Annotated in this window: 10 protein-coding genes; 5 read left to right on the forward strand and 5 right to left on the reverse strand. The window is 74.4% G+C overall.

Going from position 1 to position 12,552, the window contains the following annotated elements; all coding sequences use genetic code 11:
• Positions 1-495 precede the first annotated feature (495 nt).
• From LP52_RS10335 to LP52_RS10355, 5 genes are all read left to right on the forward strand, one after another.
• Positions 496-1,692, forward strand: a complete 1,197-nt coding sequence (locus LP52_RS10335) for a Gfo/Idh/MocA family protein (RefSeq protein ID WP_040272794.1) — start codon at positions 496-498, stop codon at positions 1,690-1,692.
• Positions 1,693-1,824: 132 nt separating this feature from the next.
• Positions 1,825-2,757: a DUF6807 domain-containing protein gene (locus LP52_RS10340; protein ID WP_084723096.1), complete on the forward strand. Its 933-nt coding sequence runs from the start codon at positions 1,825-1,827 to the stop codon at positions 2,755-2,757.
• Positions 2,758-3,198: 441 nt separating this feature from the next.
• On the forward strand, positions 3,199-4,101 hold the full coding sequence (locus LP52_RS10345) for an NAD-dependent epimerase/dehydratase family protein (RefSeq protein WP_040272795.1): 903 nt from the start codon (positions 3,199-3,201) through the stop codon (positions 4,099-4,101).
• Between the two features lie 162 nt (positions 4,102-4,263).
• Positions 4,264-5,298, forward strand: coding sequence for a LacI family DNA-binding transcriptional regulator (locus LP52_RS10350; RefSeq protein WP_040272796.1), 1,035 nt, complete (start codon positions 4,264-4,266; stop codon positions 5,296-5,298).
• Between the two features lie 578 nt (positions 5,299-5,876).
• On the forward strand, positions 5,877-6,935 hold the full coding sequence (locus tag LP52_RS10355; protein ID WP_040272797.1) for an IS110 family RNA-guided transposase: 1,059 nt from the start codon (positions 5,877-5,879) through the stop codon (positions 6,933-6,935).
• A 131-nt stretch (positions 6,936-7,066) separates the two neighbouring features.
• Here LP52_RS10355 and LP52_RS10360 read toward each other — a convergent pair whose 3' ends face one another.
• From LP52_RS10360 to LP52_RS10380, 5 genes are all read right to left on the reverse strand, one after another.
• Positions 7,067-8,164: a mandelate racemase/muconate lactonizing enzyme family protein gene (locus LP52_RS10360; protein ID WP_394298197.1), complete on the reverse strand. Its 1,098-nt coding sequence runs from the start codon at positions 8,162-8,164 to the stop codon at positions 7,067-7,069.
• A complete protein-coding gene (locus tag LP52_RS10365) occupies positions 8,161-9,075 on the reverse strand; it encodes a 5-dehydro-4-deoxyglucarate dehydratase (protein WP_040272799.1) in 915 nt (304 codons plus the stop codon). The genes LP52_RS10360 and LP52_RS10365 overlap by 4 nt, the downstream gene beginning before the upstream one ends.
• A 132-nt stretch (positions 9,076-9,207) precedes the next feature.
• Positions 9,208-10,116 (reverse strand): sugar phosphate isomerase/epimerase family protein, encoded by a 909-nt coding sequence (locus tag LP52_RS10370; RefSeq protein ID WP_040272800.1) that lies wholly within the window; start codon positions 10,114-10,116, stop codon positions 9,208-9,210.
• Positions 10,116-11,270, reverse strand: a complete 1,155-nt coding sequence (locus LP52_RS10375) for a dihydrodipicolinate synthase family protein (RefSeq protein ID WP_040272958.1) — start codon at positions 11,268-11,270, stop codon at positions 10,116-10,118. The genes LP52_RS10370 and LP52_RS10375 overlap by 1 nt, the downstream gene beginning before the upstream one ends.
• 14 nt (positions 11,271-11,284) lie before the next feature.
• On the reverse strand, positions 11,285-12,442 hold the full coding sequence (locus LP52_RS10380) for a Gfo/Idh/MocA family protein (RefSeq protein ID WP_040272802.1): 1,158 nt from the start codon (positions 12,440-12,442) through the stop codon (positions 11,285-11,287).
• Positions 12,443-12,552 lie beyond the last annotated feature (110 nt).

Raw genomic sequence — 12,552 nt, forward strand, 5'->3', positions numbered from 1 at the left:
TCCCCCGAGAGTCCCGAGATCCGCCGGTTCGCGGGCGATCCGGCGATATCCGAGGCCACCCGCGCAAGCGCGCCGCCGGGCGTGCCGAACATGGACCGAAACCAGGAGGTTCCCGACCGACCGGAAGGCGGGCGGCAGTGCGGGGACCGCCAGGACGACAGGCTGCGCGGCGGCAGGCCGATCGCCGTCTGACCGGTGATGGCCACCGGTCACCGGGCCGTGGCCGGATGCCGACCGCCCGCGGGGAGCGCTCGCGGGCGGCGACGACGGCGCCCGAGTCCGCGCGACCGGCACCGAGCGGCGTTGACATCGGCCGGTGGGCTGCCTAAATTGACTTGGCAAGCGCTTTCCAAGGTGCCGCGGGCACCGCCGACAAGCGAAGGGGGTCGTGGACTCGGTACCGCTCGCCGCATTCTCCGCCGCTCTCCCCCATCCTTCGGCCCCCGTCCGCCCCCGGTCCGGACCGGAACGACGTACGCGAAGAAGGCAGGCTCCATGAGTGAATCCCCCGTTCCGGTCGTGCTCGCCGGCGCCCACGGGCACGGGCGTTCGCACCTGCGCAACATAGGGGGGCTCGCCGAGGAGGGACTGGTCCGGCTGGCCGGTGTCTGCGACCGGACCCCCCTGCCCGAGTCCGACCTCGCCGCCCACCCCGGAGCCGAGCAGGACACCGACCTCGACGCGCTGCTGCGGCGCACGGGGGCCGCGGTCACGATTTTGTGCACGCCGATCCACACCCACCTCGCCCTCGCCCGCACGGCGCTGGACGCGGGCTCCCATCTGCTGCTGGAGAAACCGCCCACGGCCACGGCCGCGGAGTTCCACGCGCTGCGCGAGGCGGTGGCCGCCTCGGGACCCGCGTGCCAGATCGGGTTCCAGAGTCTGGGTTCGGGCGCCATCGAAGCGGTGCGGTCCCTGATCGCCGACGGGGCCGTCGGCGAGGTCCGCGGCATCGGGGGCGCGGGCACCTGGGTACGCACCTCGCACTACTACGCCCGCGCCGAATGGGCGGGCCGGCGCAGCCTCGGCGGTGTGGACGTCGTGGACGGCGCCCTGACCAACCCGTTCGCGCACGCGGTGGCCACCGCCCTGGCCGTGGCCGGCGCGCAGCGCGAGGTCGCCGACGACATCGAGCTGGAACTCTTCCACGCCCACGACATCGAGAGCGACGACACCTCCTGCCTGCGCCTGCACACCCCCGGCGGTGTCCCGATCAGTATCGCGGTGACCCTCTGCGCGGCCACCTCCCGTCCGCCGCGGCTGGTCGTCCACGGCGACGCCGGGCGCATCACGCTGTTCTACACGCTCGACGAGGTCCGCCTGGAGCGCCCCGGAGCCGAGCCCCGGACCAGCGTCCACCCGCGCACCGACCTGCTGCGCAACCTGGTCGACCACGTGCGCGGCGACGCCCCGCTGCTGGTACCGCCCGAGGAGACCGCCGGCTTCATGGCGGTGCTCGACGCGGTGCGCCGGGCCCCCGACCCCGTGCCGATCCCCGCCGGGATGCAGCGTGTGACCAGTGCGGACGACGGCGTGCACCGGGTCGTGGACGGCGTCGACGACCTGGTCGCACTGAGCGCCGAACGGGTCGCGCTGTTCTCCGAGCTGGCGGCGCCCTGGGCGGTGCCCGGCGGGGCCGGGCCGGGGTCCCACCCCGCGGCGGTCCCCGACCGCGGCGGCGATACCGGCTGACGCGGTCCGATTCGGCGCCCGGCAGGAGAAGAGGTCCGTCGGCCGGGTAGGCCCTTACTACGGGCGGCCGAGGGGCGGCGGCCCCGGAGGAACAGCGGCGCAACGCAGTGGAGGGAAAGCGTGCAGGGACCCATGGCAGAGGCGGACCATTCGAACAGCGGCGGCCCCGGAGACGCGCATGGCGAGCACGCCGTGGTGCTGCGCTGTCGGGGCGTGGTCGCCGCCGAGTGGAACAGCGGCACCGACGTCGAGCCCCGGCTGTCCCCGCGGCCCTATCTGCACCCGGTGCGCACCCTGGCGGGCACCGCCGTCACCGAGGTCGGTCCCGAGGACCATCTGCACCACCTGGGCGTGGGCGTGACCGTGCCCGACGTCAACGGAAGCAGCTTCTGGGGCGGCACGACCTTCGTCCGCGACCGCGGCCCGGTCCTGCTGGACAACCACGGACGCCAGGAGCACCGCGGCTGGGACGCGGCCGGGGACACCCGGCTGGTGGAGCGGATCGCGTGGGTGGGCCGCGACGGCGCCGAACTGCTCGGCGAGGTCCGCGAGAGCGCCGCCTGGGAGGTGGACGGGCACACGTGGGCGCTGGATCTGCACACCCGTCTGCTGGCCGGCGAGCACGACCTGGAGATCAACAGCCCGGCGACCAAGGGCCGCCCGGGGGCCGGCTACGGCGGGTTCTTCTGGCGCGCCCCCCGGCACGCCGAGCCGCCGCGGGTGCTGGGGCCCGGCGCCGAAGGCGAGGACGCGCTGCACGGCTCGCTCGCCCCCTGGCTGGCGCTGCAGGGCACCGCCGACTCGGGTGAGCGGTGGAGCCTGGTGTTCGCCGCCGCGGGCGCCGTCGGCGACCCGTGGTTCGTGCGCGCCGAGGAGTACCCGGGGGTAGGCGGCTCCCTGGCCTGGAGGCACCCGATGCACCTCGCGGCCCGCTCAGTGCTGGAGCGCCGCATCGTCACCCTGGTCTCCGACGGCCACCCCTCCCCCGACGGCCTGGCCGACCTGGTGGAGACCGCCCGGGCCCGCCTGGGCGCACCGGAGCCGGAACAGCACTCGGCGGTCTGAACCCCGCGGCCGACTCCCTGCTCAGCGCCGCCGTGCGAGGCCGGCGAAGTACGTGCGCCGGGCGGGGTGGTGGTCCTTGAACGCGGGACGGTGGGTGCCGGCCACGGCCGCCGCGCATGTCGAGGCAGTACTCCCATCCCGGGCCGATCTCCTCGGCGCCCGCCGTGCCGGCGCGCGCCGCCGGGGCGGCCGGGTCCGTACCGGCGGGAGGGCTCGGCGTAACCGCGGCCTGCGACGTTCTCCGGGCGGAGGGACACGGCGGGCGCACCTCCCGCGGCGGCGCCCGCCATTGACTGCGGAGGCCTGACATGCAAAGCTGAACGGTAAGCGCTTTCCGATGCGCGACGTGCCACCGGATGCGCACACGGGCGCGCCCCCGTCCGCGGCGTCCCCACACCGCACTCGCCCCCACACCCGCCCGACGGCTAGAACAGGACGGCCATGCGCATCCTCGTCACCGGTGGCTCGGGCCGACTCGGCCGCAGCGTGGTCGCGGCGCTGGCGGCCCGCAGCCACGACGTCTCCTCCGCAGACCTGGCGCACGCGGCCTCGGAGGACGGTGTCCGCTCCCATACGGTGGACCTGCTCGACGAGACCGCGCGCGACGACCTGTTCGCCCAGGTGCGCCCCGAGGGCGTCGTCCACCTCGCCGGCGTCGCGGTGCCCTTCGCCCGCCCCGACACCGAGATCCTCGACATCAACACCCGCCTGGCCTGGGGCGTGCTTTCCGCGGCCGCCCGCCACGGCGCCCGCGCGGCCGTGGCCGCCTCCAGCCCGACCGTCTTCGGCTACGGCACACCCGCCTGGCGCCCCCGCTACCTGCCGCTGGACGAGAGCCATCCCCCTGCGCCCCGCCACTCCTACGGCCTGAGCAAGGTGATCATCGAGGAGACCGCGCGTACACTCGCCCGCGCCGAGGCCTCCGGATGCACCCTGGCCTGCGTGCGCCCCGGCTATGTCATCGCGCCCGAGGAGTGGGCCGGTGCGACCACTCAGCAGGGGCACACGGTGGCCGAGCGGCTGCGCGACCCGGAGCTGTCGGCTGTCGCGCTGTTCAACTACATCGACGCCCGCGACGCCGCCGAGCTGTTCGCCCTGCTCGTCGAGCGCCCCGAACTCGCCCGCAGCGGCGACGTCTACCACGCCATCGCCGAGGACGCCCTCGCCCTGGAGCCGCTGGCCGAGCTGCTGCCCCGATTCCACCCGGGCACCGCCGAGGCCGCGGCAGGCCTCACCGGCCGACGCGCGGCGTTCAGCTCCGCACTCGCGGCCGAGCGGCTAGGCTGGCGCCCGCAGCGGACCTGGCGCGACGAGCTGGTGGAAGCGGTTTCCGACGACGGCTAGCGCGCGCGCCGGCACGGCGGCCCGGCACGCCCGCCGGACCCTCCTCGGCGTGTCGGGTTTCACCGTGCCCCGCCGCGGATGCGGCTGGTGACGGGTTTGCGCGCACGCTTATGATCGAACTGCGGAAAATGTTTTCCCGACCTCGGGGCGAAAGGTGAAGCCGTGGGCAGCGGATATGTGACATTGGAACAGGTCGCCCGGCACGCCGGCGTCTCCCTGGCCACCGCCTCACGGGTCCTCAACGGCAGTACCCGCCACGTCGGACGCTCCCTGCACGAGCGCGTCACCGCCAGCGCCCACGAACTGGGCTACCTCGCCAACGCCTCGGCCCAGACCCTCGCCCGCAACACCAGTTCGCTGGTCGGGCTGATCGTGCACGACATCGCCGACCCCTACTTCTCCAGCATCGCCTCGGGCGTCACCCGCACCGCCGAGGACGAGGGGCTGGTCGTGGTTCTGGGCACCACCGGCCGCACTCCCCAGCGCGAGCTGGAGCTTTTGGCAACGCTGCGCTCGCACCGCGCCCGCGCGGTCGTCCTGGCGGGCAGCCGCACCATCGAGGAGGAGACCACCCGGCGGCTGGCCGACGAGATCACCGCCCTCGGCGCGCGCGGCGGGCGCATCGCCTGCGTGTCCCAGGAGGGCCTGCCCGCCGACACCGTGGTGCCCAGCAACCGCGACGGCGCGGCCGAGCTCGCCCGGCACCTGATCGGTTTGGGCCACCGCCGCTTCGCGCTGCTGGCCGGGCCCAACAACCTGCGCACCGCCCGCGACCGCCTCGACGGCTTCCACTCGGCGCTGTCGGCTGCGGGCATCGAGCTGGACCCGCGCAACGTGGTGCACGGCGCGTTCACCCGCGACGGCGGCTACGAGTCCACACGCCGCCTGCTGTCCGCCGAGACCGACGCCACCTGCCTGTTCGCCGTCAACGACGTCATGGCCACCGGAGCCGTCGCGGCCCTGCGCGACGGCGGCCTTCAGGTGCCCCGGGACATGTCGGTGGCCGGCTTCGACGACATCCCCACGCTGCGCGACCTCACCCCCGGCCTGACGACGGTGCGCCTGCCGCTGGAGTGGATGGGCGAGGAGGCCGCCCGCCTCGCCCTGGACGACGACGAGCACACCGAGCCGCGCACGGTCCCGGTCTCGGGCGAGGTCGTCGTACGCGCGAGCACGGCCCCGCCGGCCGACGCCTAGGTGTGATGTTCCGGGAGGTCGGTAACGCGGCCGGTGGATGGTTCGGGCCGGCGTCCGCCGGTTGCGGTGGGCGGATGGCCGGGCGCCTGACGGGGCGGCGAGGGCTGCGGGTGGTTCGGGCCGGTGCTGGGAGCGGTACTGGTGCCGGGCCGTGCACGCCTGATGCCGCCCCCGGGGCGCGCCGGGGGTGAACCCGCCGCGCTTCTTCCGCGATACGGGCTCCGGCGGGGTGATTCGCCCGGTTCGCCCCGCTCTATCGCCCGCATCAGCGTTGATCTTGTACCTACGGGCACATGTGATCGCTCACAGTGACCGTAGGTACAAGATCTATTGGTTCACCATGGTGATGTCCGAGGCGGTTTCGACGGGAACCACCGCGGGCGGGGCGCCGGAGTGACTCTTACAAGATCTGTCCACGTGACATCGCGTTGACCTGTCCACCGGCGCCCCGGGCCCAGGCCCGGCGACCGGGGTGACCTGATAGAAGGCTGCACCGCCCGCAATAGATATGTCCCCCGCCCGCCGGACCCGGGCACCTGGCCCCGTCACCTGCACAGACGAGGAGACAGGACACGCCTATGGTGACAGTCGGCATCGACCCCCACAAGCGCGTCTGCTACGCCGCGGCCGTCGATGCGGCCGGTCGGCGCATCGACCCCGTGCACAAGACCGCCGGCGCCGCAGACCTGCCCGCCCTGCTGGACTGGGCCCGCCGCAACGCGGGCGAGGCCGCGGAGGTGCTCTGGGCGCTGGAGGACGGGCGCGGCCTGGCCCGCCCCCTGGCCGACGCGCTGCTGCTGGCCGGCCAGAGGGTGGTATGGGTGCCCGCCCGGGCCATGGCCGCCCACCGCCGCCTGCACAACCGCACCGGCGCCAAGTCCGACGCCATCGATGCCGCGGCCGTGGCCCGGGCCGCCGTGGCCGAATGCGACCTGGCGCCCCACCGCATCGACGAGCCGATCCGCGAACTGCGGCTGATGGCCGACCGTCGCGCCGACGCGGTCCAGCGCCGCACCCAGGCATGCAACCGGCTCAGGGCCTGGATCCACACCTGGTTCGATCACACCCCCGCCGACCTGACGCGGGCCAAGGGGCGCGCCGCGCTGCAGGCGGCGCTGGAGGAGGCCGCCCTGCCGGCCCGTGTCCACGCGGTCTTCACCGGGCTGTTGGCCGAGGTGGCCGAGCTGAGCGCGCTCATCGCCGCACTGGAGCGCGACATCGCCCGCGCGGTGGAGCCGTTGGCCCCGCACCTGCTGGCTATCCCGGGCATCGGGCCGGTCTCGGCCGCGGTGCTGTTGGGCGAGATCGGCGATATCACCCGGTTTCCCACCGCGGCCAAGCTCGCGGCCCACACCGGGTGCGCTCCGATCCCGGTGTCCTCCTCGGGGCGGGACCGCCATCGGCTGTGCCGGGGCGGCAACCGGCGCCTCAACTGTGTGATCCACATCGCCGCGGTGGTGCAGAAGCAGCGCCATCCCGGGGCCGGAGCCCTGGTGGAGCGGTTGGAGCCGACCAAGGGAAAGCGGGGCGCCTACCGGGTCCTGAAACGCCATCTGGTCGACGTGATCTATCGGGCCATGGTCCGGGACCGGGCGAGGTGGGCCCATGCCGCGGTCGAGCACCACCTCGCCGCTTGACATAGAAGGGTCAACGGGGGCAGGCGAGCACACGGACCGAGCTGGACGCGGTGGACGGTGGAGGCGGGCGTGTGCAGGTGACCGGCGTCGCCGGGGTGCCTTCTCCAGCGCTGAGGGCGCGGGCTCGTGTCTCAGTCCGGCGCGGGGGCGAACTCCAAGCCGTGGCCGGGTCCCGTCCGGGCGTGCGCCCATCCGTCCTCGATCCCCACCCCGCTCGGCTCGGCCAGGGCTCCCAACGCGGCCAGCGACCCGCGGTCGATGTCCTCGACCATCTCCGCCCGCGGCACGCACAGCCCCAGCTGGGTGGACAGCTCGGGCAGCAGGTGCGGGGCCACCGGGACGCTGCGCGCGTCCGCCAGGGCGGCCACCCGGAGGAAGGGGGTGATGCCGCCGATGCGCACCGCGTTGGGCTGGGCGATATGGCACACCCCCGCATCCAGCGCGGCGGCGAACTCGCGGACCGTGCGCAGGTTCTCGCCGATCGCGATGGGAACGGCGCTCCTGCGGCCCAGTTCGGCGTGGGCCGCCAGGTCGTCGGCCGGCAGCGGCTCCTCGATCCAGTAGGGGTCGAACCGCTCCAGCTCGCGCATCGCCCGCACCGCCGCGGGCAGATCCCAGCGCTGGTTGGCGTCGATCATCAGCCGACCGCCCGGCCCCAGCAGCTCGCGCACCCGCGCGACGCGCTCGACGTCGCGCTCGAGATCGGCGGAGCCCACCTTCATCTTGACCGCGGTGTGGCCGGCGGCGACGAAGCCGCGCACCTGCTCCACCAGCTCCTCAAGGCCGTAGTCGAGGTTGACGCCGCTGCCGTAGGCGCGCACCCGGTCGCGGCGCCGCCCGATCGACTCCACCAGGCTCGCCCCGGCCGCGCGGGCCCGGAGGTCCCACAGGGCGATGTCGACGGCGCCCGCGGCCATCGCCGCAAGGCCCCCGCTTCCGACCTCGGCGAGGTGGCGGGACAGGTCCTCCCAGCGCGGCCCGGGGTCGGGCGCACGGCCCACCAGCGCCGCCGGGCAGTCGTCGGCCACCAGGGAGCGCACGGCCCCGGCGCCCACGCGCGGGGTCCAGGCGAACCCGGTTCCCACCGCGCCCTGCTCGGTGGACACGCGCACCAGCACGAGGTGGTTGTGGGTGACGCCGCCGTCCCAAGCGCGGTTCAGCGGCAGCGAGCGGATCTCGGCGCTGAGCCCGGCGATGGTGTCGGCGCCGGCGGAACGGGGGGTACTCACGCGCTGCCGGCCTCCTTCACCGCGGTCAGGCCGGCCTCCAGGATCGCGGCCAGCTCGGCGGTCTCGGCCTCGGTGGGGTCGGTGAAGGGCGGACGCACCCCGCCGACCTCGGCACCGCGCAGCCGCGCGCCTGCCTTGATCAGCGAGACCGCGTAGCCCGGTGCCCGGTCGCGCAGGGCCACCAGCGGCCGGTAGAAGACCTCCAGCAGCCGCTCGGCGAGCGGGTCGCCGGCGTGGAAGGCGCGGTAGAAGGCGGTGGCGACCTCGGGGGCGAACGCGAAGGCGGCCGAGGAGTACAGCGGCACCCCGACGGCGGCGTAGGCGGGCACGGTGACCTCGGCGGTGGGCAGCCCGTTGAAGAAGGTGAAGCCCTCCCCGTGCACCCGCCGGACTTCGGCGACGATGCGGGCCATCCTGTCGACGTCGCCCACGCCGTCCTTGATGCCGACGACGCCGGGCAGTGCGGCGGTCTCGGCGGCGGTGGCGGGCGTGAGCACCATGGTCGAGCGCTGGTAGACGATGGCGGGGAGGTCCACCGCCTCGGTGACGGTGCGGATGTAGTCCACCAGTCCGCTCTGTGGGCCGGAGACCAGGTAGGGCGGTAGCAGCAGGATGCCGTCGGCGCCCTGCTCGCGGGCGGCGGCCGCTTGCTCGACTGCCGTTGCGACGCTTCCGCCCGCACCGGCGATCACGGGTACGGCGCCGCGGACCGCGCTCACGGCGGTGCCCACCGCCCGGGCGTGCTCGGCGGCCGAGAGGGCGTGGATCTCGCCGGTGCCGCAGGCGGCGAAAACCCCGCCGGCGCCGTGGTCGAGCCCGGAGGCGACGTGGCGCTCCAGGGCGCCGGCGTCCAGCCTGCCGTCCGCGTCGAAGGGGGTCAGGGGAAAGAACAGGATTCCGTCGAACTCCATGGGCCCTCCGTGGGGGTCGGCGGCCCGAGGCGGGCCGGGTGTGTCCGATACGTGGCGGGTTGGGGTGCACGGCCTGCGCGGGCGGGCTCAGGGCCGGTTCGCCCGCCCGCGCAGGGTCTGTGGGCCCGGCCCTCAGGCCAGGTGGCGGACGTGGCGGCGGGCCGCGGTGGCCAGCACCGCGTCGGGGTCGGCGGCCCACACGTCGGCGTTGAAGATCTCCACCTCGATGTCGCCGGTATAGCCCGCGGCGTCCACGGCCCGGTGCAGGGCGGGGATGTCGGCGTGTCCGTCGCCGACCATGCCCCGGCCCAGCAGCGGGTCGGCCGGCAGCGGCAGCACCCAGTCGCAGACCTGGAAGACGGCGATGCGCTCGCCGGCCCGGGCGATCTCCCTGTGGACGCGGGGGTCCCACCACACGTGGTAGGTGTCGACGACCACGCCGACCTGGCCGACGGGGAAGCGCTCGGCGATGTCGAGCGCCTGGCCCAGGGTCGACAGCACGGCCCGGTCGGCGCAGAACATCGGGTGCAGGGCTTCAAGCGCGAGGCAGACGCCGCGCTCGGCGGCATAGGGCGCCAGCTCGGCGATCGCCTCGGCCATGCGCTCGCGGGCGCCGACGAGGTCGCGGTCGCCTTCGGGCAGCCCGCCGACCACCATCACCAGGCAGGGCGCGCCGAGTTCGGCGGCCTCGTCCACGGCCCGGCGGTTGTCCTCCAGCGCCGCCGTGCGGTCGTAGCCGGTGAGGAAGCCGCCGCGGCAGTAGGAGGACACCCGCAGCCCTGCCTCGCGCACCAGCCGGGCCGAACGGGCGATACCGGTCTCGGCGGCGGGTTCGCGCCACAGCCCGATGGCGCCGATGCCGGCCCGCAGGCAGCCGTCGACGGCCTTGGGCAGGCTCCACTGGTTGACGGTCTTCTGATTGATCGACAGCCGGGCCAGCCGCGGGTCCCCGGGCTCCGGGGCGGCCCCCGCGGGCGCGCCGGAGGGGACGTCGACGGCGGTGGGCGCGGCCGGGCCGCTGTTCGCTCCTGCCGCCTCCATCACCGCACCCCCGAGATCTCCAGCAGAGCGCGCATCCGCGTGACGGCCAGGTCGGGGTCGGTGAGGACCCCTGCGGCGTCGGCCAGGCGCAGCGCCTCCGACAGGTGCACCAGGTCGCGGGCGCTGTGCAGGCCCCCGACCATCGTGAAGCCGGGCTGATGGCCGTTGAGCCAGCTCAAGAACGCGATCCCGGTCTTGTAGTAGTACGTGGGCGCCGCGAAGATGTGGCGGGCCAGGGGGACGGTGGGCTCCAGCACCGTTCTGTAGCCCGCGGTGTCTCCGGCGTCCAGCGCGCGCAGTGCCGCCGCGGCGGCCGGGGCGATGGCGGCGAAGATGCCCAGCAGGGCGTGGGAGTGGCCCCCGGCGTCGCCTTCGATGAGTTCGGGGTAGTTGAAGTCGTCGCCGGTGTAGAGCCGCACGCCCGCGGGCAGGCGCTCGCGCAGCCGCACCTCCAGCTCGGCGTCCAGCAGCGACACCTTGATGCCGTCGACGCGGGAGGCGTGGTCGGCGATGATGGCGGCGACGGTGTCGATCGCCTCGGCCGGATCGTCGTGGCCCCAGTAGCCGGCCAGCGCCGGATCGAAGGCGGTCCCCAGCCAGTGCAGGATGACGGGGGCGCGCACCTGTTCCAGCAGCCTGCCGTAGACCGCGGCGTAGTCGGCGGGTCCGCGGGCGCATGCGGCCAGGTGGCGGCTGGCCATCAGTACGGGGGTGGCGCCGGCGCCCTCGACGGTCTCCAGCTGCTCGGTGTAGGCGGCCTCGACCTCCTTCGGCGTCGTGCCCGCGCCGGGTTCGAGGTGGTCGGTGCCGGCTCCGCAGCACACGGCGGCCCCGCGCGAGGCGGCCTCGGCCGCGCTGCGGCGGATCAGCTCGGCCGTGGCGGGCCAGTCCAGGCCCATGCCGCGCTGGGCGGTGTCCATGGCGTCGGCCACGCCCAGGCCCAGGTCCCAGATGTGGTGCCGGAAGGCCAGGGTGGCGTCCCAGTCCAGGCGGGCGGGGGCGCCGATGGCGTTGCCGGCCAGCGGGTCGGCGACGACGTGGGCCGCGGCGTAAGCGGTGCGCGATCGCGGCGGCGGGGCGTCGGCGGCCGCGGGGGCGGGGGGTGCGCCGCGGGGCGTGAACTCGCGGAGCCGGCCGTCGGCGGCCGGCAGCATCAGCGGCGGGCCGCTCACGGCAGATCCACCTCCTCCAGCTCGACCCTGTGACCCGAGGAGGCCGAGCGCAGCCCGGCCTCGGCCAGTTGCAGCCCCCGCGCGCCCGAGAGCAGGTCGTAGGGGAAGCGGGTACCCGCGCAGACGTGGGATATGAACTGCTCCCACTGGGCGCGGAAGCCGTTGTCGAAGTCGGCGTTGTCGGGGACGTGCTCCCACTGGTCGCGGTATCCGCCCCGGTCGGCGGGGGCGTCGGGGTCCCAGAACGCGCGCGGGGTGGCCACGCGGTGCTGGATGCGGCAGTTGCGCAGGCCGGCGACGGCGCTGCCCTCGGTGCCGTCGACCTGGAACTCCACGAGTTCGTCGCGGTCGACCCGCACGCACCAGGAGGAGTTGATCTGGGCGGTGATGCCGCCCTCGAGCTCGAAGACGGCGTAGGCGGCGTCCTCGGCGGTGGCGGCGTAGGGGCTGCCGTCCTCGTCCCAGCGCCGGGCGATGTGGGTGGCGGTGGTGGCGGTGACCGCGCGCACCGGGGCGAAGAGCTGCTCCATGATGTAGTGCCAGTGCGGGAACATGTCCAGCACGATGCCGCCGCCGTCCTCGGCGCGGTAGTTCCAGCTGGGCCGCTGGGGCTCCTGCCAGCCGCCCTCGAAGACCCAGTAGCCGAACTCGCCGCGGATGGACAGCACCCGGCCGAAGAAGCCGCTTTCCAGCAGCCTGCGCAGTTTGATCAGGCCGGGCAGGAACAGCTTGTCCTGCACGACGCCGTTGCACACCCCGGCGTCGCGGGCGAGCTTGGCCAGCTCCAGAGCGGCGCCGAGGGTGGAAGCGGTGGGCTTCTCGGTGTAGATGTGCTTGCCGGCCGCGATCGCCGAGCGCAGCGCCTCCTCGCGTGCGCTGGTGATCTGGGCGTCGAAGTAGGCCTCGATCCCGGGGTCGGAGAGCACGGTGTCGAGGTCGGTGCTCCACCGCTCGATGCCGTGCTCTTCGGCGATGCGCCGGAGCTTGTCCGCGGACCTGCCCACGAGGACGGGCTCGGGCACCACCCGTGATCCGTCGGGGAGCTCGACTCCGCCGGCCTTCCTGATCGCCAGCACCGACCGCGTCAAATGCTGTCGATAGCCCATGCGGCCGGTGACGCCGTTCATGGCGACGGCCAGCACCCGATCTTGCATGCGTCGTCCTATCACTCGGTTGAGAAAGCGCTTTCCAAGGTACTTTAACCTGCTTTCCGACGCCAGAGGCGCATTCGCCCCCTTCGCCGGTCACCCCGACACCCCGACGG

The sequence above is a fragment of the Streptomonospora alba genome (assembly GCF_000826685.1).
GTDB classification, from domain to species: domain Bacteria; phylum Actinomycetota; class Actinomycetes; order Streptosporangiales; family Streptosporangiaceae; genus Streptomonospora; species Streptomonospora alba.

What these genes read in the sequence shown, in the direction of transcription:
- LP52_RS10375 (WP_040272958.1), bottom strand. Translation starts at nt 11,270, where the DNA reads ATGCTGCCGGCCGCCGACGGCCGGCTCCGCGAGTTCACGCCCCGCGGC.
- LP52_RS10370 (WP_040272800.1), bottom strand. Translation starts at nt 10,116, where the DNA reads ATGGAGGCGGCAGGAGCGAACAGCGGCCCGGCCGCGCCCACCGCCGTC.
- LP52_RS10345 (WP_040272795.1), top strand. Translation starts at nt 3,199, where the DNA reads ATGCGCATCCTCGTCACCGGTGGCTCGGGCCGACTCGGCCGCAGCGTG.
- LP52_RS10340 (WP_084723096.1), top strand. Translation starts at nt 1,825, where the DNA reads ATGGCAGAGGCGGACCATTCGAACAGCGGCGGCCCCGGAGACGCGCAT.
- LP52_RS10355 (WP_040272797.1), top strand. Translation starts at nt 5,877, where the DNA reads ATGGTGACAGTCGGCATCGACCCCCACAAGCGCGTCTGCTACGCCGCG.
- LP52_RS10380 (WP_040272802.1), bottom strand. Translation starts at nt 12,442, where the DNA reads ATGCAAGATCGGGTGCTGGCCGTCGCCATGAACGGCGTCACCGGCCGC.
- LP52_RS10365 (WP_040272799.1), bottom strand. Translation starts at nt 9,075, where the DNA reads ATGGAGTTCGACGGAATCCTGTTCTTTCCCCTGACCCCCTTCGACGCG.
- LP52_RS10335 (WP_040272794.1), top strand. Translation starts at nt 496, where the DNA reads ATGAGTGAATCCCCCGTTCCGGTCGTGCTCGCCGGCGCCCACGGGCAC.